This is a genomic window from Streptomyces murinus, from assembly GCF_002154555.1.
Taxonomy (GTDB): Bacteria; Actinomycetota; Actinomycetes; order Streptomycetales; family Streptomycetaceae; genus Streptomyces; species Streptomyces murinus.
In genome coordinates, this window is the sequence record NZ_MUNF01000250.1 from 1 (window position 1) to 23,724 (window position 23,724).

Sequence of the window (23,724 nt, forward strand, 5' to 3'; positions counted from 1 at the left end):
ACCCTCACCTTCCCCCTCCCCGTCTTCACCCCCTTCATCGAGACCCTGAAGAACACGCGCTCCTGATCAGCCGCGCTCCCCCATGGCCGCGCGCAGCCAGTCGAGCGGGGCCTGAGCCAGCAGCTGGTCGGCGAGCAGCCGGCCGGACTCGGTGACGATCCGGGACCGGCTGTTGTCGACCCATCGCTGGGCCGCCTCGTACCCCTGCCCCTTGTACTCCAGGCCCTGCAACATGCACTCCAGCTTGTCCGCGTCGCGCGCGCAGACGGCCTCCGGTGTCTCGCGCGCCTCGTACTCGGCGACGACGGCACGGATCGCGGAGCGAAGGACCTCGGGCATGCCCGCCGTCTGGTCCGCCGTCACCGCGACCGGGTTCCCCGGGGCCGCGTACTTCTTGCCCAGGTGGTTCACATCACCCGTACGCGTCTCCTGCGAGTCGTGCCACACCGCCAGATGCGCGGCGCGCGCGGCGTCGGCGCCCTCCAGCGTGGCGATGACCGAGGCGATGACGGACGTACGCCACGCGTGCTCGGCGACGCTCTCGGGGTCCCGAACGCCCGCCATCCACCAGCCCGTTCGCCGGGCCGCCTTCAGCGTGCCCGCCTCCCACAGGAAGTGGGCCACGTCCGCCAGGTCCTGGTCATCCACGGGTGTCCCCTTTCACGCCTCGGCGAGGCGGATCGCGTACCGGATGCCCTCCAGCTCCCGCCGCGCCTGCGGCGAAAGCCCGGAGTCATCCAACATCACCGGAAGACGTCCACGCAGCATCTCCCCGGCCTCCGACCGGCCGCGCAGCAAGTCCGGGCGGACGGCGAGCAGCGCCCACAGGGTGTGGACGTTGAGGTCGAAGAAGCCGTGCTGCGGCACGAGGCCGCGGACGAGGTGGGCCAACAGGCGGTCACCGTTCCAGGGCCCTGGTGTCGTCTCGCCGATGAAGGCATCCGACAGCTGGACGTGCGGGGTCTCCCCGACCCAGTACGCCCAGTAGTTCAGGTTCGCCGCCTCGGCCCGGTCACTGTCGCCCAGGGTGCGGCCGATGAAGTGGGCCATGCGGTCCCGGTCGCCCTGACGTGCGGCCACGGCGGCGACGGAGCGGGAGTTGAGCCACCGCGTCAGCCAGTCGTCCGGCCGCTCGGTCCGCTGCTGGTGTGCCAGCCACGCGGAGGTGTCGGCGCTCCGGTCGAACCCGGCGAGGTAGAGAGCCTGACGACGCAGCAGGAAGTCCCGTCCTCCTCGGGCCTGTTCGGCTGATTCCCGCATGCGGCTGAAGAAGCAGCACCGGGCGGCCTTGGACAGTTCCGGCGCCGTCGGCACCGGGCCGCGGCGGGCACGGGAGGGCGTCGGGAGGGCGCGCAGGGGACTGGGTGAGGTGCCGTTGAGGGGCCAGGTCAGGATCTCCACCAGGTCGCGCCGCATGACCCACGCGCCAAGTGGGTTGGGCTTGGTGGGCGTCTCGTCCTCCAGGGCGCCGGCCAGCAGTACGTCAGCTTCCATCGCTCGTTCGAGGGCGGAAAGCAGGGCGGGGGCCGTGCCCAGCCGCATGAGCCGGTTGCGGTGTGCCAGCACCTGCCCCACCGGCAGGGAGGTCAGCGGGCGGCGCCCCGTCTCCCAGCCGGCGACCGTGTCCGGTGCCACCCCGAACAGTTCGGCGAGGCCGTCCTGTGTGTGCCCCAACTGCTCCCGTACGACCCGGAAGACGTAGCCCGAGATGATGCCTGACCGTCCCCGCCCGGGCACTCCCTGACCCCCGGTCGGGGTTTCACTCGCCCGTTGCCCCACGGTGTCCCCTCGCACGCCCACGACGGGCCCTTACCCGTACTCGCGGTCACTACAAGTGATTGTCTCGCCTATCTACTGTCATGAGTGATAGCCGGGCAACACAGCGTAGTGGAGTGATACCGCCATGGCCGCCCATAGCGAGAAGCCGCCGGTAGAGGCGAGCACTGACGTCGTCCGCGTCCATACCACCGCCGCCGACCGGCGTCTGGCCGCCGAGCATTGGCTGCTGTCCGTCCTCCCCGAGGCCGACCGCGAGCGCGCCCGGGTGGAGTGGCGAACGGCCGGTGTCACCCTGCTGCCGTGCGGCACTCTGTTCGCCGCCGTCCGGCTGCCCGGCGCGCTCGTCCACGCCGTGGCGATGAGCACAGAGCGGGCCGACGTCGAAGCCGTCCTGGACGAGGCACTGCAAGGCGGTCCCGTGATCTGTGACCGACGACGCGGGTGCTATTACTACGCCCTTGTCCCGGCCGGTGTGCCCAGGGCTTGGCGCGAGGCCGTGAACGACTGGCGTCGTGACGGTGTTGTCGTATTCGGCCCTGAGGCCTACGTGGGGGTCCCAGAAACGGACGCCACCGAAGCGCACGAGGGCGTCGGCGCGTACTGGGCCGTCCCGGTGGGCTCGCCCGGGACCCTGTGCGCCCCGCTCCGCATCGCCCGGTTCATCGCCGCCGGTACCCACCTGCTCGCCGAGAACGCCAAGATCGACGCCGCTGCCGCCGCCGTGGCCGCCCTTGACCCCCGTCACCGGTCGGCGCTGTCGCGCTGGTAGGAGCGACAGCAGTGGGCTCTATCGACCCATCTGCGGCAGCGCAAGCCGTTCACCGGCCGCAACTCGAATGAAGGAGCCGCTCATGTTCTTCCACTGGGAGTGGCTCCGGCCCGTACTGACCGCTCCTGTCGTGCCGACTCTCGGTCCCGTCCACCCTCACGCCCTCACCGTCGACCTCTTCGAGGACACCCTGCGGGCGGCAGTCCCCGAGCGGCCGTTCCTGCATTACGACAAGGACCGGCGCTGGAGCGGCGAGAAGAGCGAGACCGTGCTCCGTGAGGACGTGGTCCACCAACCGGATCACACCCTCATCCCCACCCTGACACGACGCGGACGCGGCGCTGTCAAGGTCTTCGCCTACGGGCGCCATCGCGGCATCGTGGAGGACGCCGCCGAACTGGCCGCGAAACTCGCCGCGGTGCATGACGTGGTCCACGCGAGCGTCGTACGTCCTCTCGGCCCGGAGACCGGCCGCCCGCGCGGCACCCGCATCCAGCTCCAGGACTTCACCGCCCGCCCCTGCCCGGACCCCGGAGGCCCGGTCCGCCCCGTCACCGACTGGCCGGCCGTCGTGCGGGAGACCTTCGCCTTCTTCGCCGCCGCCATGGCAGCCGACGGCCTGGCCTTCCTCCACACCCGGATGCGCGCCGGCCAGTGTGGCCCGGTGCTGGCCGCCGTCGTCGAGGACCGCGTCGTAGGCGCGATCGGCCCCATGGAGGTACGGCCCGACGCGATCGGGTGCCCCCAGCTCCTCCCCCAGTACTTCGCCGTCCTGCCCGAGGCCCGAGGTCAGGGGCTGGGCCGCGTTCTGTGGCAGGCCGCGATGCACTGGGGCCAGTCCCACGGCGCCGCCTACCAACTCCTCCAGACCGAAGTCGGCGGTCCATCCGACAGACTGTGCCGGTCGGAAGGACTGACCTCACTCGGCTTCACCCACACCACACGGGCGTAGCCGGATCCCGGTACACCGAGCCGACAGCCCCTGGCCGCAAGCCCCCTCCGGCTCGGCCCGCCCTGCACGACCCGCTCGGCGACGACACTGGCCTCACCTCCTGGCACCGCCTCAAGCAGCTCGACGATCACCTACGGGCCCCGCGCTGAGCCGGCTCAGTCGGAGGGGTGGCCGGTGGCCCGGATGATCGCCGATTCCACCGCTGCCACCCTGTCCGCCAGTACCGTCAGCGCCGCGACCGCGCGGGTCAGAGGGTCCTGGTCGGGGCCGCCGAGGGTGCGGGTGCGGATGTGGGCGGTCTTGATGTCGGTCCAGCGGGCCGCGCGGGTGGCGTCCAACTCGCCGCGAAGTTCGGCGAGTTTGAGGAGGTTGGCCTCGGCGCCCGTGGTCAGGGTCTGGGCCTCGGCCGTGTAGTGGTCCTGGACGACGGCCTCGCGCTCGGCGGTGTTCATGACCGGGCGCAGCCGCTGGGCGATCTTGTTCATGTCGCGGTACGAGCCCTGGAGGCGGAACGGCGGCTCGGTGCGGGCGTCGGCGGACTGGGCGGCGGAGGCGATGTAGGCGGCGTTGACCGTGAGGATCGTGTCGCGGACGGCGAGGACGTGGCGCAACAGGGCGAGTGTGGTGTCGAGTTCGGTGGGGGGAAGCGCGGCGGACAGCCGGTCGGGGCGGGCTGTCGGGTCGCCCGCGGCCAGCCGGACCAGCAGCTCCAGGTCGGCGTGCTCGCGGGCGGCGAGAGGGGCGAGGACCGGGTTGGCGGTCAGGGCGTTCTCCACGAAGCTCAGCGCGAAGGCGTCCTCCTTGCCGGTCAGGACGTCGCCCAGGTTCCATACGTCGGCGCGGTTGGCGAGCATGTCGGGGATGCGGAACCGCTCCCCGGACTCCGTGTACGGGTTGCCCGCCATGCACACCGCGAACCGCTTGCCGCGCAGGTCGTAGGTGCGGGGCTCACCGTTCCACACGCCGTCCACGCGCCGGGTGGCGTCGCAGAGCGGGATGAATTTCTGGAGGAGTTCGGGCGAGGTGTGCTGGATGTCGTCCAGGTAGAGCAGGGTGTTGTTGCTCGCCGCGAGGGCGAAGTTGATCTTCTCGATCTCGCGGCGCGCGGTGGCGTTCGGGGCGTCGGCCGGATCCAGCGAGGTGACGGAGTGGCCGAGCGCCGGGCCGCTGATCTTGACCAGCATCAGGCCGAGCCGGTCGGCGACGTACTCCATGAGCGTCGTCTTGCCGTAGCCGGGCGGCGAGACCAGCAGGAGCAGGCCGCCGGTGTCGGTGCGCTTGCCGGCGCCGGTGGTGCCCAGCTGGCGGGCGAGGCTGTCGCCGATCAGCGGGAGGTAGACCTCGTCCACCAGGCGGTTGCGGACGAACGAGGGCATCACCCGGGGCCGGTGGTCGGCCAGGCGCAGCCGTTCGCGTTCGGCGGTGAGCAGGGCGGAGCGGCGGCGCTGGTAGGCGCGGAAGCCGGGCAGGTCGTGCGCGGTGTGCCGGGCGGTACGGGCCAGGAACTCGTCCAGGCGCAGCTCAAGCCGGCCGCCCGCCACCCGGGGGTGGGCGCCGAGGAGGCCCTCGACGGTCGTGGTGAGCCGGGCGTCGCCGTCGTAGCGGGGCAGGGCCGGGCAGAGTTCGGCGGCGACCGCCTCCGCCAGCTCACCGGGGGCGGCGTCGCTGCCGCTCGCGTCGGCGTACGCGGTCAGCCAGGCCTCGACCACCTGGCGGCGGTCCCGCAGTTCGGTCAGTCCCTCCAGGTCACGGCCGTAGTCCGCACCGGCCAGCGCCTGCCGGAACTTGTCGAGCAGGGCGCGGGCCGCCCCGCCCAACACGAAGCTCCCGGGGCCGCTGCCGCCGGTCAGTTCGTCGAAGAGGTAGGCGGCGGCCGCCTGCGCGGACCAGCGGTCGGAGCCACGGTCCGCGCCCTCGCGGGTGTCGGACGGCTCCCACTCCCCGAGGGCCGCCGCCAGCTCCGCCACCAGCTCCCCCAGTGCCGCCGTCGGCCCGAAGGCGTCGCGGGCGCGAGCCAGGGACACGGCGCGGCGGCTCCAGGCGGCGCGGGCCGCCTCCGTGGTGCCGTGGGTCCAGAAGAGCTGGGCACGGGCGCGGGCCGCGGGCTCGTGGCGCAGGGGACCGGCGGCGTCGTACAGAGGCAGCAGCGCGGTCAGGATCAGGGTCGCGTCATGGTCGTGGACACCGCGCTCGTAGCCCTCGTCGTACGACTCCTGCGCCACCCGGCGGACCAGGCCCGGCAGGTCGTCGGCGGCGGCGAGAGCGGCCGGGCCGTGCTCCGTGAGGAGGCGGGCGGCGAGGTGTTCGGCGCGGTAGACCTCGGGTGACTCGGAGGGCAGATGCCGGTCCCAGTAGGGGCGCATCGAGACGAGGTCGGGGTCGGTGACCGGGGCGCGGTAGTCGGTGCCGGTGACCGCGAGGGCGAGGCCGTCGGCGGCCGGGACGAGGGCGAGGTCCAGCGGCTGGGTGTTGACGGCGAAGCGGTGGCCGCCGAGCAGCAGGGTGCGGCCGTCGTCGGCGTACAGGTCGCCGCGGTCGCGCAGGGCGCGGGCGGCCTCCTGCCGGGCGGCCTTGAGACGGCCGTCGAGTTCCTCGGCGCGCACGCTGTCGCCGAGGTCGCGCAGCTCACCGGCGGTACGGACGATCTTGGCGACCAGCGGGTCGGAGGCGAAGTACGCGGTGACCGCGTCGGCGTCGGGGAGTCCCGCCGCGCGCCGGGCGATCGTCTCCAGCATCCGCCCGGCCGATACGGCCAGTTGTTCGGCACGGCGGGCGCGGACATCGGCGAGGGACTGCTTGCGGGCGGCGAACGCCTCGTAGATCTCGGTGCGTCTGCCCGCGAGTTCGGTCAGAAAGTCGTCGAACTCGGCGAACCGGCCGTCCAGGTCCTCCAACCGGGCCAGCACGGAGGCGAGTTGGTCGTCGCAGGCCTCGGGCGTGGTGGCGCCGGCGAGCGCGGCGGTGACGGCCTGGGCGAGCAGGGCGGTCTCGGCGGCGAACTCGGCACGGCCCTCCTGGTCCTGGAGGGAGCGGCGGCGGGCGTCGAGGGTGGCGCGGGCCCGGTTGACGCCGCCCAGGACGTCGGCGATCCGCTCCAGTACGGCGGTGCGCACGGTGGCGTCGGCGATGTCGAGGCCGGTGACCACCTCCGTGACGGTGCGTAGCCCGTCCGCCAGCTCGTCCAGGCGCTCGGTGACGGGCCCGGCGTCCGCGACCGTGCGGATCGCGTCCGCGTCGGCCACCAGCTGCTCCACCTCGGCGCGCTGGGCCGTGAAGGCATCCTCGCGGGACAGGAAGGTCACCGCCCGCCTGCCGAACGCGGCCAGGTCGGACTCCGCCCCGGCGGCCAGCGCGGCCACCCGCTCGGTGTCCACGTACCGCAGCTCGCGCAGGGTGAGCAAGTGGCCGTGGGCGCGGCGGAGTTCGGTCAGTCCGTGCACCCAGGCGGCGGCCTCGCGCGGGGCCTCGCCGCGCAGCCGGCGCACCACGGCCGCGATCCGCTCGGCGGCCTCCTCCAGCGCCTCGGCGGCCCCCCGGGTCAGCTCGCGCACCGTCTCGAACTCGGCCAGCACCTGCTCGGCGGTCTCGCGTACGGCCGCCAACGGCTCCTGAATGCGGCCGAGTTCGGGGTCGGCCAGCCAGTGGTGGGTGTCGGCCGCGCGGACGCACGCGGCGGTCAGCGCGCGGTAGCCCGCGCCGGTGGTGATGCCGTCGGCCACCAGCCGGGCCACGGACAGGCAGTCGGCGAGGCCCCGCACCAGGTCGGCGTTGCCGACGCGGGCGAGCGGGCCGGTGCCGGTGCGCAGGGCGGCGGCATGGGTGTCGGAGACGTAGGGCGAGGTCCACCACTGGAGGGGATGCGTGTGCGCGGGCTCGTCGCCCCCGGCGCGCAGCACGGCGAGCGCGCCGTCCTCGAACAGCGCCCAGCCCTGACAGGGCAGCGGGGTCGTGACCTCCTTGCGCAGGGTGTTGTACGACAGCAGGAGCGTGCCGCCGCCGGAACGGTCCCGGAAGGCGTACAGCACGTCCTCGCCGTTGGGCGCGCGGATCTCCTGTTCGAACTCCAGCCCGGTGACGTCGAGTTCGTACGCCTTGTGCTGTCCGCCGGCCAGGCAGTAGCCGCCGGGGAAGACGACACCCTGCTCCTCGGGCAGCCGCCGGCACGCCTGGCCGATGCCGTCGAGGCGGACGACCGTCCGGGTCAGGGCGTTGAAGACCAGATAGCGGTCGGTGTCCTCCTTGTACGGCCGCACGCGCAGCAGCGTCAGGGGGCCGACGCCCGCATACGCCACGGCGGCGTCGGCGAGGGACTGGAGGGGTTCCGCGACGGGCTCGGCGTACAGCTGTGTGCCGTCCTCGGCGCGGACGGTGAGGGTGCCGCCGAGGGCCGCGACACCGAGTCCGCCGGGTACGGCGACGTACGGTTCCCGGCCCAGCACATGGTCGGCGCGGCCGGTGCCGGTCCAGGTGACGTCCTGGGCCGGGGGTACGACGTCGTCGCGCTCGCCTTGCGCGTCCAGGAACTCGGCGCGGCCGTCCTCGGTCAGGGTCCAGCGCAGCGCGCGGATGTCGTCGGCCTTCTCGCCGGTGCGGAACACCGCGAGGAGACGGCCGTCGGTGCGGCGCAGACGCAGCAGGTGGGCGTCGCGGTAGTAGCGGGTCAGGGCGGTGAACTCGCGTACGAACGCGGGGTCATCGAGGAAGCCGCCGTCCTCGGGGAGGCGGTTGCCGTCGCGGTCGTAGAGGGCGAGGACGGGTTCGCTGCCGCGGGCCCGGCTGCCGAGCAGGAGCTTGTCGCCGACCGCCACGATGTCCTGCCGGAGGCTCGCGTGGGGGGTCTTGAGGTGGGTGGTGGAGGCGAGTTCGAGGCGGGTCGAGCCGAACTCCCCGGCACGGCGGGCGTTCAGTTCCTCGGCCCGCTGTGCCAGTTCGGCGGCGTGTGCGGCCAGCCGGTCGCGGAGGACGTCGTACGTTCCGGCGTCGACGGTCTCGGTGGCCATGGTCGCCCTTCGTGGTTCAGCGGGGTTCGGATTCGCCGCAGGGGTGCGGGGTTCGTCGCGGAGTGCGGGTGCGTCGTGGCCGCTCGCGCCCACGCGGCGGAGCCGCACATCGAAGCGGCCCCCGCGCCCCTACAGGGGCGTTCGCCTCAGTTGCGGGCGGCACCGTTCAGTGACGCGACCGGCGTGTCCGCCAGCCCCAGCTCCCCCGCCTTCTCCAGCAGCTGGCGGAACTGGGACGCGTCCGCGCCGCCGCCGTTCATCAGTTTCATCAGCAGGGCCGACACCGTCAGGTTCTGGACGTCCGCCGTGCCCACCGATCCGAGCACCCGGCTCAGGTCCTCCGTGAAGCTGCCCGACCCGTCCAGCCACGGCTTCGCCAGGGTCTGGGCGGTGCGGGAGCTGGCCATGAAGCCGTCGACGCCCTTGCCGAAGGACACCGCGGAGACGAGCCGGTCGAAGAAGACGGACTCCCCGCCGACGATGTCGATGTCGGCGTTCTCCAGGCCGGTGGCCAGCACTGTCGCCTGCGCCTCGGCCACCTGCCGCTGCGTCTCCAGGCCGGCCAGCCGGATCTCCTTCTCCGCCTGGAGCCGCAGCCGGTACTCCTCGTGCCCGCGCGAGGCCTCGTCCAGCGCGGCCATCGCCGCCGCCTTCTCGGTGAGCCCCGCCGCCTCGGCCTTCAGCTTCTCGCCGATACCGGTGGCCTCCGCGAGCGCCGCCGCCTTCGTGCCCTCGGCCTCCGCGAGCGCCTTCGCCCGGGCGCCCTCCGCCTCGGCCCGCAGCCGCGCCTCCGTCGCCGCGGCCGCCGCCTGCGCGCCCTCGGCCTCGGCGAGACCCCTGGCCCGCGCGCCCTCGGCCTCCGCGAGCGCCTTCGCCTGCGCGCCCTCGGCCTCCGCCCGCAGCCGCGCCTCGGTGGCCTCCGCCTCCGCGCGCCCGGCCTTGACCGTGACCTCGGCCTCCTTGTCCCGGACCTGCACCGCGGCGAGCCCCTCGGCGGCCGACTCGGCCTGCACGCCCTCCGCGAGCCGCAGCTTGGCCCGCGCGTCGAGGTCGGCGGTCTTCAACCGGGCCTCGGCCAGGGTCAGTTCCTCGGCGGCGCGGTGCGTCGCGGCCTGCTCGGCGGCCTCGGCGGCCTTGATGTCCTTGACCAGCTTCTCCTGCGCCTCCGCCTCGGCGGCGATGACCAGGGCCTGCCGGTCGCGCTCGGCCTCCTCGACCACGCGCAGCTTCTTGATGGACTCCTCCTGCTCGGCGACCGTACGGTCCACCGCGACCCGCTCCCGGATGACCTCGGCGATCTCCCGCTTCTCCGCCTCGACCTCCTTCTCGGCAGAGATCTGGGTCAGCTGCGTCTCCCGCTCCCGGGCGATGACCTCCAGCAGGCGGTCCTTCTCGATGCGCTCGTTCTCCACGGCGATGACCCGCTCGCGGTTCTTCGCGGCGACCGCGATCTCCCGCGCCTGGTTCTCCCGCTGCACACCCAGCTGCTCCTCGGTGCGCAGGAACGCGGTCTGCGCGCGCAGCCGCTCCTCCTCCATCACCCGGGCGGTCTCGGCCTCCTCGCGGGCGCGGGACGTCTCGATCTCCCGCCGCTGCTTGATCTCGGCGTCCACCTGCCGGCGCTCCAGCTCCAGGATGGCCTCGCGGGCGTCGACGTCCTGCCGGGTGATCTCCTTCTCCTCCGTGCGCTTGGCCTCGTTGGTGCGCACATGCTCGACGGCGGTCAGCTCGGTGATCTTGCGGATGCCCTGCGCGTCCAGGACGTTGGCCGGGTCCAGCTGGGTCAGCGGCGTCTGCTCCAGATAGTCGATCGCGGCGTCCTCGAGGTGGTAGCCGTTGAGGTCGACACCGATCAACTCGATGATGTGGTACCGCAGTTCCTCGCGCTTGGTGTACAGGTCGGTGAAGTCCATCTGCTTGCCGACGGTCTTCAGCGCCTCGGAGAACTTGGCGTGGAACAGCTCCTGGAGCGTGTCCTGGTGGCTGGCCCGCTCGGTGCCCACGGACTGGGCGACCTTGATGACGTCCTGGACGGTCTTGTTGACCTTGACGAAGAACAGGATCCGGATGTCGGCACGGATGTTGTCCCTGCAGATCAGCCCGTCCCTACCGGAGCGGCTGATCTCGATGGTCTTCACCGAGATGTCCATGACCTCGGCCTTGTGCAGGATCGGCAGCACGACCTGTCCGGTGAAGGACACATCCACGCGCCGCGTCTTGGAGACGATCAGGGCCTGGCTCTGGTCGACCTTGCGGTACAGCCGGGAGAACCCGAGCAGCAACAGCACGGCGATGATCACACAGGCGGCGACGAGCACGCCGAGGGCTTCCATGGCATACGTCCTTGCGTCAGACGGCGGGTCGGAGCTCCCCCGAGGCGCCGGTGCCGGGCATCCCCCCGCGATGCCCGGCACCGGAACCCTCCGTAGTGCTCCCCGCAAAGGATGGTGCGGCCCGGAGGACCGTTTCCGCATTGCCGGTTTCCGGCAGTCTTCACTACTGTCTGCATGCCGGAATCGCGCTAAGAAAGCGTCACCGGCACGTCAAGATCACGGGGGAACGGGGCAGGGTGAGCGAGCAGGGGATGTCCGAGCGCTATCTGGACGGCTTCGCGGGGGTGCTGGCCGAGGTCGCGAGCACCGGCCGGCGGCTGACCCGGGAGGAGCTGAAGACCCGTCGGACGCTGGGCGAACAGGCCGCCGAGGCGGGGCTCGGGCTGCGCGCCCTGGTCGTCGCGCATCTGGCCGCGGCCCGCGGCGCCTGGCCGGTGGGACCCGGTTCGGCCGAGAGCACCCTCGCGGCACTGGCCGCCGTGGAGCAGGCCGTCGATGTGTTCGCGGAGGGCTATGAGCGCGCCCAGCGGCTGACGGTACGCCGGGAGGAGGCGGCCCGCCGGGAGTTCATCGACGATCTGCTCTACGGCCGCAGCGACCTGGGAAGGCTCGCAGAGCGCGCCGAACGGTTCGGGCTGCGGCTCTCGCGCGCGCACGCCGTCGCGGTCGCCGAGGGCGCCCGGTCCTACGGCGAGGGCGACGCCGTCGCCCGGCGAGTGGAGGCCGAGGTGCTCGCCCGCTTCGACTCCCACAGCATCCTGCTCACCACCAAGAACGGCCGGCTGCTGTGCATCGCGCCCGGTGACACCGACGAGGTACTCGCCCACTTCGCCCGGCAGGCGTCCGCCGCCACCGAGGGCGGCCGGGTGGCCATCGGACGCCCGCAGACCGGCCCCGGCGGCGTGGTGCAGTCGTACGAGGAGGCACTCGCCGCACTGGACATGGCCGAGCGGCTCGGGCTGCCCGGTCCGGTGCTGCGCGCCGCCGACCTGCTGGTCTACCCGGTGCTGGCGCGCGACCGGCAGGCGATGGCCGATCTGGTGCAGCACACGCTGGGCCCGCTGACCGCGGCCCGGGGCGGGGCGGTGCCGCTGCTGGAGACCCTGGTCGCCTACTTCGACGCCGGCTGCGTGGCCGCCGAGGCCGCCCGCCGGCTCTCGCTGAGCGTGCGCGCGCTCACCTACCGTCTGGAGCGCATCCACCAGCTCACCGGCGCCGACCCGGCCGACCCCGCGCACCGCTACATGCTCCAGACCGCGGTGATCGGCGCCCGCCTGCTGGACTGGCCCGACCGGCCGCTGTGAGGGGCACAACGTGCGCCGTACGCGCGGGAGATGAGGGGAGGGTGCGATGAGCCGCGCCACCGAGGGGACCAACCGGCGGATGCTGCGCGCGCGGGACACCATGGACCGCGACTACGCGCGACCGCTGGACGTCCCCGCGCTGGCCCGTGTCACACATGTGTCACCGGCCCACTTCGCGCGCACCTTCCGGGCCACCTTCGGCGAGACACCGCACCGCTATCTGCAACGCCGCCGGGTGGAACGGGCGATGTACCTGCTGCGCGAGAGCGACCGGAGCGTCACGGACATCGCCTTCGAGGTCGGCTTCGGCAGTCCGGGCACCTTCAGCCGCACGTTCCGCGACATCGTCGGCAGCTCGCCGCGCGGGTACCGCAAGGAGGCGGTGGCCGCGGCCGTGCCGACATGCTTCACGATGGCCTGGACCCGGCCCGCTTGAGCAGTTTCGGATAAGTTCTCGCGCCGTCCGCTCGCTAGCGTGGACGGCATGTTCAACGCGATCACACAGTCCCAGATATACGTCCTCGACCAGGACGAGGCCCTCGACTTCTACGTCGGCAAGCTCGGCCTTGAGGTCAGCGCCGACGTCCCCCTCGGCTTCATGCGCTGGCTGACGGTCTCCGTCCCCGGACACCCCGAGCGGCAGATCCTGCTGGAGAAGCCGGGCGCCCCCGCGATGTCCGAACAGACCGCGGAGCAGGTGCGCGAGCTGATCACCAAGGGCGTCATGGGCGGCTGGCTCATCTTCACCACGGACGACTGCCGGGGCACCTACAAGACGCTGCTGGACAAGGGCGTGGAGTTCATCGAGGAGCCCACCGAGCGTCCCTACGGGATCGACTGCGGGCTGCGCGACCCCTTCGGCAACCGCATCCGCTTCACCCAGCCCAGGGCCTGAGGCCCCGGCGCCGGTGTCACGTCCGGTCCCGGCAGGGGCTACTCCTCGGTCGTCTCCACCTGTCGGATCACGCCCGCCTCGGGCAGTTCCTCGTCCTTGGCGCGCAGCACCAGCACATCCCCGATGAACAGGTCGTAGACCAGGATCCCGATGACGGCGCCGATCAGCGGTCCGACGATCGGGATCCACCAGTAGTCGCGGTACACGCCGGACACGCTGCCGGGGAAGGCCAGGCTTCCCCATCCGGCCGACCAGGTGAACAGGCGGGGCCCGAAGTCACGGGCCGGGTTGATGGCGTAGCCCGCGTTTGCGCCGTAGGACATGCCGATCGCGGCCACGATGAAGCCGATGATCAGCGGCCCCAGGTTGGCCTGCACCGCGGTGTTGCGCAGGTCGATGACGGCGACGATGAACATGATCAGGAAGGCCGTACCGACGATCTGGTCGATCAGCGGGCCCCAGATCCCGCCGTGGAAGTAACCCGCGGGGAAGGTGGCGAAGATGGAGAACGTGGCGTTCGTATGCCCGTTCACCTTGGGCCCGGAGGCGGCGGCGTCGTAGGCGCCGATCGCCTGGTGGTAGACCAGGTACACCAGCGCCGCGCCGGTGAAGGCGCCGACCAGCTGCGCGAACCAGTACGGCAGCACCTTGGCCCAGGGGAAGCCGCGGCGCACCGCCATCGCCAGGGTCACCGCGGGGTTGAGGTGGGCGCCGCTGACGCCACCGGCCACGTAGACACCGAAGACGACGGCCATCGCCCAGCCCCAGGTGATCAGCAGCCAGTCACCGGCGGCGAGGAAGATCGTGGTGGGCGTGGCGGCGCGGCCCGAGCCGGGCAGCGCGGCAACGGCCATCGCGACCACTCCGCAGCCGAAGGCGATGAGCACGAACGTCCCGAGGAACTCCGCCAGGCACTCGCCCAGCAGGCCACCCCTGGCCCGCAGTTTGGACGGCTTGATGAGCGACGGGATCTCGACAGCCATGAGGGGCCCCCTTGGAGAGGAGCAATACGGCCAACGTCACCATATTCGCCCACAAATGCCCTTCACGCAGGGCGGGCCGAGGGGCTGTCACCCCATCGCGTGACCCGTCATCGGCTGTCGAGGTCGTCCGCGAAGTGCCGGAACCCGTGCCGCTCCCGGTGCATGCCCCACAGCATCTCGGCGAGCACGGCAGGGTCCTTGCGGGCGTGGCCCGGGGTGATGGCGCCGGGGACGACGAGTTGCGCGACATGGATGCCCTCGGCGGCGAGGCGTTCGTGCAGCAGATGCCCGTACGCACTCTGCGCGGCGAACGCGACGGACGTACCGGCCCGCTCGACCTGGGGCACGACGGCCGTCCCCCCGTTCACGAACAGTATGGTTCCGCGCCCCAGGGCCCGCATCCCGGGCAGTACCTGCTGTACGGCGGCGACGGGACCGTACACCGAGAACTCGATGGGCCCGGTCAGCTGCCGGTGGCCGGTCTCCAGGACGGGCCGCATGAAGTCCTTGTGCGGCACCGGGCTGTACTGGAACACCTCGATGGTGCCCAGCTCCCGCGCGGCGTCGGCGAGGGCGCGGGCCAGCCGTTCCGGTTCGCGGACGTCGGCGGGGAAGGCGCGCGCGGCGACGCCGTCCTCGGCCAGCTCCCGGACCAGCGCGTCCAGCCGGTCGTGGTCGCGGGCGACGAGGGCGATGTCGTACCCTTCGCGCCCGAACCGCCGGGCGACGGCGGCGCCGAGTCCGGGACCGGCGCCCACGATGGCGACAACGCTCACGCCCACCATCCGTACCGCACGTCGGGCCCGGCCGCACCCCGGGCCGTCAGGCCATCCAGAAGAAGACGGCCGTCATGCGCTTCTCCTCCAGCGTGGCACCGGTGTAACCGGTCGCGCTGTGCACGAGGTTGGCGTTGTAGAGCAGCAGGCGGTTGTACTTGTGCGGGACGCGGACGTCCTCCTCGAAGGCGTCCGGGGCGACGAAGCGGGTGCCGAGGGCCTCGACCAGGTTGGTGTGCGGGGCCTGGACGACATTGCCGCCGAGCCGGCCGCCCGGCAGATGCTGCCGGTAGAAGCTGGTGCCGCAGTCCTTGGGGACACCCGGGTTGAGGTACAGCACGGCCGCGTACCGGCACAGCGCGCGCGAGTCGGTGTGCGGGCGCGGCTCGCTCTCGCCGGCGCCGACGACCTGGACGCAGTTGTGGTTGAGCGTGCCGCCGCCGGGCGCCTTCTGCACCCACAGCTCCTTGGCGCCGGTCGCCTTCTTCACCAGCCGTTCGATGACGGCGAGTTCGGCGGGTTCGAGCCCCGGCATGGCGCGCAGGCCCGGCCAGGTCTCCGAGGTGTACGGGTAGCCCTCGACCCAGTCGTCCTTGGCCAGACAGCGCGCGCGCACCGCGTCCACGTCGGGCAGGACGTCGTCCAGGACCCAGTAGTCGCGGCCCTTGGTGGGCTTGCGGTAGGGCAGCACGGGCAGCGCGCCCGGGGCGCGGGCCGCGGGCATCCTGGGAGGTGGCTGTGGGGGCATGCGGCGAATCTAGGCCCGCGTTCTCCCCGCCTTCTCCCGAGGACTGGTCAACGTTTCCCCAACCATGTGTCATGTACACCAAAACGCGGCAATGAGGCCGGCCCTCAGGTGACCGGCCCCTTCGCCCCGCGGGTCAGCCCAGCCAGACCGTCGTGTCCGGGGGCAGCACCCCGTCCCCGGGCAACGGCCCGCTGCTCAGCAGCACTTCCCCGGCGGGCATCGCCACCGCGCCCGTCCCCAGGTTGGCGACACACCGCCACCCCTCGCAGCGGCTGAAGTCCAGTACTTCTTCAGGGGAGTCGGTCGACCAGATGAGCGACTCCCCGTCGAGCAGCTTGCGGCGCAGGCGCAGCGCGGTGCGGTACAGCTCCAGCGTCGAGCCCGCGACCCCGCTCTGCGCCTCGACGGCGTACGCCGCGAAGCCGGCCGGCTGCGGCAGCCAGGCACCGCCGGGTCCAAAGCCGTACGACGCTCCGTCCGCCGTCCACGGCAGCGGCACCCGGCATCCGTCGCGCCCCTTGCGGACATGCCCGGTCTGCTCCCAGATCGGGTCCTGGAGCACCTCGGTGGGCAGATCGGCGACCTCGGGCAGACCGAGTTCCTCCCCCTGGTAGAGGTACGACGCCCCGGGCAGCGCCAGCATCAGCAGGGTGGCGGCCCGGCCCCGGCGCAGGCCCGCCTCCCGGTCGACCGCGGGCGCGTGACCGCCGGACAGCAGCCAGGCGCCAGGGTCGGTGCCGGGCGGGAGCATCAGCCGGGAGTGGTGCCGTACGACGTCGTGGTTGGACAGCACCCAGGTGGCGGCGGCGCCCGCGGCCCGCGCGGTGGCCAGTTCCTCGGTGATGACGCGGCGCAGCTCCTCCGCGCTCCAACCGGCCTCCAGATACTCGAAGTTGAACGCCTGGCCGAGTTCGTCGGGCCGGGCGTACAGGGCGCGGCGGGGGCCCGGGACCCAGGCTTCGGCGACGGCGCTGCGCGGTGGCCGGTAGGCGTCGAAGACCTTGCGCCAGTCGCGGTAGATCTCGTGCACCTCGTCGCGGTCCCAGTAGGGGTGGTCGCCGGGCGGGACACGGAGCAGGGCGGTCTCCCCGGAGGCGCCGATGCCGCCGATGTCGCGCAGCGGCTCGGTCAGCTCCTTGGCCAGGCCGTGCGCCACGTCCACGCGGAAGCCGTCCACGCCCCGGTCGGACCAGAACCGCAGGGTGGTGCGGAAGTCGGCGCGCACCTCCTCGTTGTCCCAGTTGAGGTCGGGCTGCTGGGCGGCGAACAGATGCAGGTACCACTCGCCGTCGGCCACCCGGTGCCAGGCGCTGCCGCCGAAGACGGACTGCCAGTCGGAGGGCGGGAGTTCGCCCCGGGTGCCGCGGCCGGGCCGGAAGACGTACCGCTCGCGGGCGGCGGATCCGGGACCGGCCCGCAGCGCCTCCTGGAACCACGGGTGCTGGTGCGAGGTGTGGTTGGGCACCAGGTCCACCACGACCTTCAGACCGAGCCGGTGCGCCTCGGCGACCAGGGCGTCGAAGTCGTCCAGACTGCCCAGGCGCGGGTCGACGTCCCGGTGGTCGGCGACGTCGTACCCCCCGTCGGCGAGTTCGGACGGATAGAACGGGCTCAGCCACAGGGCGTCCACGCCGAGCGCGCCGAGATGGTCCAGGCGCTGGGTGATGCCCTTGAGGTCCCCGAGCCCGTCCCCGTCGGCGTCGGCGAAGCTGCGCGGATACACCTGGTAGATGACGGCCTGCCGCCACCAGTCGGGGTTCCTGGAGGAGAGGTCTGCCATACGGGTTCCCTTCGGTACGACGGACGAAGCGGACGCGACGTAGAGAATCTGTCCACATTGCCCGGAAAGAGAACCTTGGAAACCGGAGACGGCGTCAGGGCCGTCCGACCGTCTCCAGGTACAGCCGCGTGTACCGGTCCGCGTCGACCGCCAACGCGACGTCGATCAGGGCCCGTTCGCGCTCCCCGTGATGGATCTCGGCCTCGCCGGGCCGGGGCCGCCGGTCCACGATCGTCTGCCCGCGGCCCGGCCCGGGCGCGAGGCTGACCTCGACCGGCAGCGGCCGGGTGGTCAGGCCGCCCGGATCGGCGACCGCGCACACCGCGCCCGCGTCCCCGAGCCCGCCCGCCTCCCCGGCCTCGGGCGGCTCGCCCTGGGTGGCCGGACGGTGCGCCAGCAGCTCCCCGGCCAGCCGCGCCCCGCGGTCCCCGCTCGCCCGCAGCCGGCGCACGTCCTCGGCCTCGACGACCACCTGCCGGAACACGTCCAGGCCGTACATCGTGATCGGCACCCCGGCGGTGAGCAGTACGGCGGCGGCCTCCGGGTCGTGCCAGACGTTGAACTCGGCGACGGGCGTGGCGTTGCCGACCTCGACCGCGCCGCCCATGAAGACGATCCGCTCGATGTTGCGGGTCACCTCGGGGTGGGTGCGCAGCAGCAGCGCGATGTTGGTCAGCGGCGCGGTGGGGATCAGCGTGACCGGGCGGGGCGCGGCGAGGATCTCGCGGCGCAGCAGGGTGACCGCGTCCACCTCGGCGGGCCGCCGGGCCGGGGCGGGCAGCCCGAGGTCCCCCATGCCGTCCGTCCCGTGCACATGCGTGGCGGGCCGGGCCGGCTCCAGCAGCGGCCTCTCGGCTCCGCGCGCCACGGGCGTCTCCGGCGCCCCGGCCTGCTCCAGCACGGTCAGGGTGTTCCGCACCACCCCGTCCACATCGGTGTTCCCGGCCACGCAGGTCACCGCACGCAGTTCGATCCCGGGGTGCCGCACGGCGAACAGCAGCGCGAGGGCGTCGTCGACCCCGGTGTCGCAGTCCATGATCACGGGCACCGGACGGCCGGGCATGGGGTCTCCTTCACGGCGGAGGGTCGCGGCTCGGCCCGTCGAGGGACGTGCGGGGCGCGAGGGGGTCACACATTAGTTCAGGCAGGCCGCGCGGGGCGCGCCGACCGGCCCTTCGTACGGCTCACCCGTCCGGCCTTCCGCGCTGGTGGGGCGGCCGGGGTGGTGGTGCCGTGGGAGGAGGCACCAGGACCGGGAGGCAGCGTGATGTTCGAGGGGATACGTCCGCGCGGCCGGCTGCCGATGTTCCTGACCGGGCTCGGGCTGCTCGGCATCGGGGGGTGCGCGGCGCTGACGCTGAAGCAGCCGGAGACGGCGCCGCAGCCGCTGCCGACGATCGACCGGCCGGCCCAGAGTTCCAGGGCCCCCGCCCGGCCCGACGGCTCCTCCCTCACCGACGCGCAGGCGCAGGCCGCGCTCCTCGGCCAGAGCGACCTCGGCGCCCCCTGGACCGCGACGCGCGGGGCAGCGACCTGGCGGGACGGGATGCTGAAGGCGAGCACCTCCGCCGGTGAGTGCCAGAAACTCCTCGACGCCCTCTACAGCGATCAGCTCCTCGGCGGCCCGGCCCGCGTCGCCGTCGGCCTGGACGACGCCGACACCGACGCCCAGCTCCGCTACCAGATCGGCGCCCGCCGCCCCTCCGACGTGGACGCCGCGCTGAACTGGCTGCGCACGATGCCGGTGAACTGCGCCCGCTTCGACGCCGTCACCCCCCAGAACCTCCAGGAGGACGTCCAGGTCTCCGAACTCGCCCTCCCCGAGGTCGGCGACGCCCGGCAGGGCCTGCACATCACCGTCTCCGCCACCACCGAGGACGACCAGGACGTCCGGCTCACCCTGGACGTCGCCACCGTCCGCGTCGGCAGCGACGCCTTCGCCTTCACCAACGGCGGCCTGGGCGATGTCCCCAACGACGCCACCCAGGCGGCCGTGCAGGTGGGCGCGCTGCGGCTGGCGGAGGTGCGCAGGCAGGGGCGGGCGGACGTGTGACACCCGGGTGAGCAAGGGTCACAGGGGCGGCTGGGCCGGGGCCGGGCCCAGGGTGGTGGTGCCGGGGGTGGTCCGGTGGCCGAGGCCCGTGCGGTAGGCGTCCAGGGCGGCCTCCGTACGGCCGGTGCGGCGCAGGAGGTCGCCCAGGAGGCGGCAGAGGTCGGCCAGATCGCCCGCGGCGCCCGCGCGTTCCAGGAGGCTGAGGGCGCGGACGTAGTGCTCCTCGGCGGACTCGGTGTCCCGGGCGTCCTCGGCGATGATGCCGAGCAGCCGGTGCGCGGCGGCGGCGTGCATCGCGCCGCGCTCGGAGGAGAAGTCGCCCAGCACCCCCTCCAGAAGGGCGGCGGCCTCCGTGGAGCGGTCCAGGCGGTGCAGCACATCGGCCAGTTCCACCGCGGCCTGGCTGCGGTAGAGGGCGGCGCTGGTCTCCGAGAGCATGGCGAGCGCCTGCCGCAACTCCACCTCGGCAGCGTTCAGTTGGCCGTTCTGGGCGTGCACATAGCCGCGCATCCAGTGACAGTTGGCCAGTTCGGTGCGCAGCTGGAGCTGGCGGTACAGCTCGGCGGCCTTGGCGAGGGAGGCGTCGGCCTCGGCGGGGCGGCCCTCGGCGAGCAGGGTGCGGGCCACCGAGCGGTGCATCCGGGCGATCAGCGCCGGGTCACCGGCCCGCGGGGCGAGCGCGAGCGCGAACTCGGCGGCCTGGGCGGCGCGCGCGTGGGCGCCCATGTCCAGGTAGGGGCCGATGACGCTGGCGTACAGGAGCAGCAGCGCGTCCGGGTCGTGCAGTCCGCCCCGGTTGAGTTCGTCGAGGGTGGTTTCCAGGAGGTAGACGGCGTAGCGGAGTTCGCCCGCCAGATAGTGGGCGACCGCCCGGCCGCGCACGGCGGGGGCGCGGGCCGCCGGGGAGGCGTCCGCGAGGCGTTCCTCGGCGCGCTCGAAGTGCCCGTGGGCGCTCGCCAGCTCGCCGGTCTCCAGGGCGCATTCGCCGAGCCCCAGCAGCGCGGCCGCCTGCTCGCCCGGCAGCCCGTGCGACTCCGCCTCGGCCAGCAGCTCGGCGTACCGCCCCGCCGCCTCCTCGGCCCGCCCGTCCGCGAGCGTCCGCCGGGCCTCGGTGAGCCGCAGCCGCAGCTCGGTCGCGAGATGGGCGGGCCGGCCCAGGGCCAGTTCCTCGAAGCTCACGCCGAGCCGCCGCGCGATGTGCCGCAGCGCCTCGTCGGAGGCGCGCACCCGGCCCGCCTCCAGGGTGGAGATGTACGCCGGTGTGTAGGCCGGTTCGGCCAGCTGCCGCTGGGTCAGCCCGCGCTCGCCGCGCAGCCGCTGCACCCGTCGCCCCACCGTCTCCGGATCGTCCCGTTCACGCACCGCCGCAACCCCCAACTGGCCCGCCGGACCTTGCCGTTCGGCTCGGAATGCCTCTAGGTTAAACGGCGGATTAAACCTGCTTAATACGCCGCTGTCGTGTTGCGAGGTCGCCGTGTACGGACGTCCATCCGCTGCTTACGGATACTCCACCGCGCGGAGGGCCGTCGCCGCCGCCGTGATAGCCGCGGCGTCCCTGATACTCGCGGCCAACGCGGGCCCGGCGCGCGCCACGGCACCTGCGGCCCCCGAGGACCAGGTCACCGCCTCGGCCCCGGCGGCGGCCGACCGCTGACCGGAACCACAAGAACCGCAGGAACCACAGGAACCACCTGTGTCGGAATCCGCGCCACCCGCCTAACCTGCCCGCATGACCTCTGCCGCCAGCGCCGCCACCGCCGCCCACACCGCGCGGGACCTCACCGCCGACCTCCCGCTCCCCGCCCTTGAGGACCTCTACCGGGATCTGCACCGGCACCCCGAGCTGTCCCTGCGCGAACACCGCACCGCGGCGAAGCTGGCCGGGCGGGTGGCGGACGCCGGGTTCGAGACGGCGGAGGGCGTCGGCGGCACCGGCGTCGTCGGGCGGCTGGCCAACGGCGACGGTCCCACCGTGCTGCTGCGCGCCGACATGGACGCGCTGCCCGTCACCGAGGCGACCGGGCTGCCGTACGCCTCCGCCAACGACGGTGTGATGCACGCCTGCGGGCACGATCTGCATGTCACCTGGCTGGCCGGGGCCGCCGCCGCGCTCGCCGCGGGCCGGGACACCTGGCGCGGCACCCTGCTGGTGGTGGGGCAGCCCGCCGAGGAGTCCGGACAGGGCGCCCGGCGGATGCTCGCGGACGGACTGTACGAGCGCTTCGGGCGGCCCGACGTGCTGCTCGGTCAGCATGCCGCGCCCGGCCCCGCGGGCCTGTACCCGCACGCGCCGGGGCTGATCATGTCGGCGGCGACGGACGTGGACATCGTGGTGCACGGCCGGGGCGGCCACGGCTCGCGCCCCGAGGCGACCGTGGACCCGGTGGTGACCGCCGCCTACCTCGTCACCCGGCTCCAGAGCGTGGTCTCGCGCGAGGTCGCCGCGGGCGAGTCCGCCGTCCTCACGGTGGGCCGCATCGAGGCGGGCACCCGGCACAACATCATCCCCGACGAGGCGCGCATCGCCCTGAACCTGCGCACCCAGTCCGAGGCGGTACGGCAGCGGATGCTGGCCGCGATCCGGCGGATCGCCCAGGGCGAGTGCCTGGCCGCCGGCTGCCCCCGGGAGCCGGAGGTGACCATCGGCGCCACCTTCCCGGTGACCGTGAACGACGCGGCCACCGACACCACCGTGGCCGCCGCGCACAGCGAACTCTTCGGCGCGGCAACGGTGTTCGACCCCGGCCCGGCGATGGGCAGCGAGGACTTCCCCGAACTCGCCCTGGACGGCGCCATTCCCTACGCGTACTGGTTCGTCACCACCACGTCCCACGACATCTGGAACGAGGCTCCCGGCGACACCCTCCCGGAGAAGCTCGCCGCCGTCCCCAGCAATCACAGCCCGCACTTCGCCCCCGACCCGGCCACCGTCGCGCCGGGCGTGCGCACCCTGGTCTCGGGGGCGCTGGCGCTGTTGTCAGAGGCATGACCTAGTCTTCGCATACTCGCCACACAGGGCACACATGGCTCGCACATACGGGGGTTCGCGAGGCCGTGCCCGAAGGCGCTCATGTCTTCATTCGTTCCGGGGGGTTCGAATCAGCGTGCGTATGCGCACTCTCACCGCCGCCACCACCCTGGCGGTCCTCTTCAGCTCGGCGGTCCTCGCCGCCACTCCGGCGTCCGCCGACACCGCCACCGCCCTGCCGGTCAGGCAGGTCGGCGACGTCGTGGTCGACGGGCTCCACCAGCAGGTCTTCGTCAGCGACCCGGGCAACGGCAAGATCGTCGTCACCGACTACAGCGGCAAGGTCCTCAAGCAGCTGACCTCGCTGCCCGGCGTCACCGGCCTCGAACTGTCGCCGGATTCCGGCACGTTGTACGCCGCCGTCAAGGGCGCCGACCAGATCGCGGTCGTCGACACCGCGACGGACACACCGGGCGCGCCCTACACCGTGGGCGGTCAGCCGGTCAGTGTCGCGGTCGCGGGCGGCCGGCTCTGGTTCGGCTACGGCGCGAGCGGCAGCGGCGACATCGGCTCCGTCGATCTCGCCTCCGAGCAGCACGAGGTCACCCTCGGCCAGGGCGGCGGCTGGTACGCAGGCCCGTTCCTGGACGCGGCGCCCGGCTCGGACACGCTCGTCGCGGGGGAGAGCGGGAGCAGTTCCGGCACGGTCGTCTCGTACGACGTCTCCACCGGCACGCCCACCCGGATCGCGAGCACCCAGGCGGGTGACGGTCTGCACGACCTCGCCGTGACGCCCGACGGCAAGGACGTCATCACCGCGAGTCCCTGGCCCTACCAGCACCAGGTGTTCAAGACCGCGGACCTCACCCCGGACGGCGTCTACGCCAGCGACGCCTACCCGAACGCGGTGGCCGTCGCCCCGAACGGCACGGTCGCCGCGGGCATCGACGGCAGCTACGAGCCGGACATCTACATCTACAAGCCCGGCGCCAAGACCCCGGTGCGCACCTACGACTTCCCGAACACGGGCAAGACCACCGGCTCGGACGAGCTCGCCGGCTCCGCGCTCGCCTGGGCGCCGGACGCCTCCCGGCTGTTCGCGGTGTCGTACAACAGCCTGGGCGCCTATACGCTGCGCGTCCTGAACGCGCCCGCGAAGGCGGTCACCACCGTCACCGTGAGCGCCCCGGCCACCGCCACCCGCGCCAAGCAGCTCACCGTCAAGGGCAAGGTCAGCGCCACGGTCGCGCTGCCCGCGGGCACCACGCTGTCCGTCACCCGCACCGACCTGGACTCCCCCAAGGGCAAGGCCCTGAAGGCGGTCACGGTCAAGGCCGACGGCACCTTCTCCCTCACCGACACCCCGCCGGCCGGCGGCAACGTG

The 23,724-nt window shown here is 73.0% G+C and carries 18 protein-coding genes and 1 pseudogene; 9 read left to right on the plus strand and 10 right to left on the minus strand.

Annotation, left to right across the window (positions count from 1 at the left end):
• Positions 1-66 precede the first annotated feature (66 nt).
• Both CCN72_RS16745 and CCN72_RS16750 read right to left on the minus strand, forming a co-directional pair.
• Complete coding sequence (locus tag CCN72_RS16745; protein WP_086808215.1) at positions 67-648, minus strand: HD domain-containing protein; 582 nt, start codon at positions 646-648, stop codon at positions 67-69.
• 12 nt (positions 649-660) lie between these two features.
• The gene (locus CCN72_RS16750; protein WP_244174264.1) at positions 661-1,737 is read right to left on the minus strand and encodes a helix-turn-helix domain-containing protein; all 1,077 of its coding nucleotides are present in this window, start codon (positions 1,735-1,737) and stop codon (positions 661-663) included.
• 166 nt (positions 1,738-1,903) lie between these two features.
• On the opposite strand from CCN72_RS16750, the gene CCN72_RS16755 reads away from it, so the two are divergent.
• Entirely contained in the window at positions 1,904-2,548 is a 645-nt protein-coding gene (locus tag CCN72_RS16755; protein WP_208638024.1) for a hypothetical protein, read from the plus strand.
• A gap of 82 nt (positions 2,549-2,630) precedes the next feature.
• Positions 2,631-3,500, plus strand: coding sequence for a GNAT family N-acetyltransferase (locus tag CCN72_RS16760; RefSeq protein WP_086808217.1), 870 nt, complete (start codon positions 2,631-2,633; stop codon positions 3,498-3,500).
• A gap of 155 nt (positions 3,501-3,655) precedes the next feature.
• Here CCN72_RS16760 and CCN72_RS16765 read toward each other — a convergent pair whose 3' ends face one another.
• Together CCN72_RS16765 and CCN72_RS16770 are read right to left on the minus strand one after the other, a co-directional pair.
• Positions 3,656-8,500, minus strand: coding sequence for a DNA repair ATPase (locus CCN72_RS16765; protein ID WP_107430112.1), 4,845 nt, complete (start codon positions 8,498-8,500; stop codon positions 3,656-3,658).
• Positions 8,501-8,646: 146 nt separating this feature from the next.
• Positions 8,647-10,833 (minus strand): flotillin family protein, encoded by a 2,187-nt coding sequence (locus CCN72_RS16770; RefSeq protein ID WP_086808218.1) that lies wholly within the window; start codon positions 10,831-10,833, stop codon positions 8,647-8,649.
• A gap of 251 nt (positions 10,834-11,084) precedes the next feature.
• Between CCN72_RS16770 and CCN72_RS16775 the strand changes: the two genes are divergently transcribed.
• From CCN72_RS16775 to CCN72_RS16785, 3 genes are read left to right on the plus strand one after another with little or no spacing between them, the layout of a single operon-like run.
• A complete protein-coding gene (locus CCN72_RS16775) occupies positions 11,085-12,137 on the plus strand; it encodes a PucR family transcriptional regulator (protein WP_202442869.1) in 1,053 nt (350 codons plus the stop codon).
• 46 nt (positions 12,138-12,183) lie between these two features.
• Positions 12,184-12,573, plus strand: coding sequence for a helix-turn-helix domain-containing protein (locus CCN72_RS16780; protein WP_086808220.1), 390 nt, complete (start codon positions 12,184-12,186; stop codon positions 12,571-12,573).
• A gap of 48 nt (positions 12,574-12,621) precedes the next feature.
• Positions 12,622-13,032 carry a VOC family protein gene (locus CCN72_RS16785; RefSeq protein WP_086808221.1) on the plus strand — a complete coding sequence of 137 codons (411 nt, stop codon included), beginning with the start codon at positions 12,622-12,624 and terminating at the stop codon, positions 13,030-13,032.
• A 38-nt stretch (positions 13,033-13,070) separates the two neighbouring features.
• Here the strand turns inward: CCN72_RS16785 and CCN72_RS16790 are convergent, their stop codons facing one another.
• The 5 genes from CCN72_RS16790 to CCN72_RS16810 all read right to left on the minus strand — a co-directional run bounded on the left by CCN72_RS16790 (position 13,071) and on the right by CCN72_RS16810 (position 18,382).
• Positions 13,071-14,015 carry an MIP/aquaporin family protein gene (locus CCN72_RS16790; protein WP_085565713.1) on the minus strand — a complete coding sequence of 315 codons (945 nt, stop codon included), beginning with the start codon at positions 14,013-14,015 and terminating at the stop codon, positions 13,071-13,073.
• Between the two features lie 107 nt (positions 14,016-14,122).
• The gene (locus CCN72_RS16795; protein ID WP_086808222.1) at positions 14,123-14,800 is read right to left on the minus strand and encodes an SDR family NAD(P)-dependent oxidoreductase; all 678 of its coding nucleotides are present in this window, start codon (positions 14,798-14,800) and stop codon (positions 14,123-14,125) included.
• 37 nt (positions 14,801-14,837) lie between these two features.
• Complete coding sequence (locus tag CCN72_RS16800; RefSeq protein WP_086808223.1) at positions 14,838-15,539, minus strand: DUF6445 family protein; 702 nt, start codon at positions 15,537-15,539, stop codon at positions 14,838-14,840.
• Positions 15,540-15,672: 133 nt separating this feature from the next.
• Positions 15,673-17,319 (minus strand): glycoside hydrolase family 13 protein, encoded by a 1,647-nt coding sequence (locus tag CCN72_RS16805; RefSeq protein WP_086808224.1) that lies wholly within the window; start codon positions 17,317-17,319, stop codon positions 15,673-15,675.
• A 94-nt stretch (positions 17,320-17,413) separates the two neighbouring features.
• A complete protein-coding gene (locus CCN72_RS16810) occupies positions 17,414-18,382 on the minus strand; it encodes a nucleoside hydrolase (RefSeq protein ID WP_086808225.1) in 969 nt (322 codons plus the stop codon).
• A gap of 204 nt (positions 18,383-18,586) precedes the next feature.
• Between CCN72_RS16810 and CCN72_RS16815 the strand changes: the two genes are divergently transcribed.
• Complete coding sequence (locus tag CCN72_RS16815) at positions 18,587-19,372, plus strand: hypothetical protein (RefSeq protein WP_086808226.1); 786 nt, start codon at positions 18,587-18,589, stop codon at positions 19,370-19,372.
• A gap of 18 nt (positions 19,373-19,390) precedes the next feature.
• Here CCN72_RS16815 and CCN72_RS16820 read toward each other — a convergent pair whose 3' ends face one another.
• Complete coding sequence (locus CCN72_RS16820; RefSeq protein ID WP_086808227.1) at positions 19,391-20,734, minus strand: helix-turn-helix domain-containing protein; 1,344 nt, start codon at positions 20,732-20,734, stop codon at positions 19,391-19,393.
• 112 nt (positions 20,735-20,846) lie between these two features.
• On the opposite strand from CCN72_RS16820, the gene CCN72_RS38070 reads away from it, so the two are divergent.
• The 3 genes and pseudogenes from CCN72_RS38070 to CCN72_RS16830 all read left to right on the plus strand — a co-directional run.
• Positions 20,847-21,026: a hypothetical protein gene (locus CCN72_RS38070; RefSeq protein ID WP_107430113.1), complete on the plus strand. Its 180-nt coding sequence runs from the start codon at positions 20,847-20,849 to the stop codon at positions 21,024-21,026.
• 75 nt (positions 21,027-21,101) lie between these two features.
• Positions 21,102-22,361 (plus strand): amidohydrolase, encoded by a 1,260-nt coding sequence (locus tag CCN72_RS16825; protein ID WP_086808228.1) that lies wholly within the window; start codon positions 21,102-21,104, stop codon positions 22,359-22,361.
• A gap of 121 nt (positions 22,362-22,482) precedes the next feature.
• Positions 22,483-23,724 (plus strand): annotated as a pseudogene (locus CCN72_RS16830) (Ig-like domain repeat protein); the annotation flags it as partial.

Coding starts and splice junctions, on each gene's coding strand:
- CCN72_RS16770 (WP_086808218.1), bottom strand. CDS start 10,833: ATGGAAGCCCTCGGCGTGCTCGTCGCCGCCTGTGTGATCATCGCCGTG.
- CCN72_RS16760 (WP_086808217.1), top strand. CDS start 2,631: ATGTTCTTCCACTGGGAGTGGCTCCGGCCCGTACTGACCGCTCCTGTC.
- CCN72_RS16765 (WP_107430112.1), bottom strand. CDS start 8,500: ATGGCCACCGAGACCGTCGACGCCGGAACGTACGACGTCCTCCGCGAC.
- CCN72_RS16780 (WP_086808220.1), top strand. CDS start 12,184: ATGAGCCGCGCCACCGAGGGGACCAACCGGCGGATGCTGCGCGCGCGG.
- CCN72_RS16775 (WP_202442869.1), top strand. CDS start 11,085: ATGTCCGAGCGCTATCTGGACGGCTTCGCGGGGGTGCTGGCCGAGGTC.
- CCN72_RS16790 (WP_085565713.1), bottom strand. CDS start 14,015: ATGGCTGTCGAGATCCCGTCGCTCATCAAGCCGTCCAAACTGCGGGCC.
- CCN72_RS16800 (WP_086808223.1), bottom strand. CDS start 15,539: ATGCCCCCACAGCCACCTCCCAGGATGCCCGCGGCCCGCGCCCCGGGC.
- CCN72_RS16755 (WP_208638024.1), top strand. CDS start 1,904: ATGGCCGCCCATAGCGAGAAGCCGCCGGTAGAGGCGAGCACTGACGTC.
- CCN72_RS16825 (WP_086808228.1), top strand. CDS start 21,102: ATGACCTCTGCCGCCAGCGCCGCCACCGCCGCCCACACCGCGCGGGAC.
- CCN72_RS16795 (WP_086808222.1), bottom strand. CDS start 14,800: ATGGTGGGCGTGAGCGTTGTCGCCATCGTGGGCGCCGGTCCCGGACTC.
- CCN72_RS16785 (WP_086808221.1), top strand. CDS start 12,622: ATGTTCAACGCGATCACACAGTCCCAGATATACGTCCTCGACCAGGAC.
- CCN72_RS16810 (WP_086808225.1), bottom strand. CDS start 18,382: ATGCCCGGCCGTCCGGTGCCCGTGATCATGGACTGCGACACCGGGGTC.
- CCN72_RS16805 (WP_086808224.1), bottom strand. CDS start 17,319: ATGGCAGACCTCTCCTCCAGGAACCCCGACTGGTGGCGGCAGGCCGTC.
- CCN72_RS16815 (WP_086808226.1), top strand. CDS start 18,587: ATGTTCGAGGGGATACGTCCGCGCGGCCGGCTGCCGATGTTCCTGACC.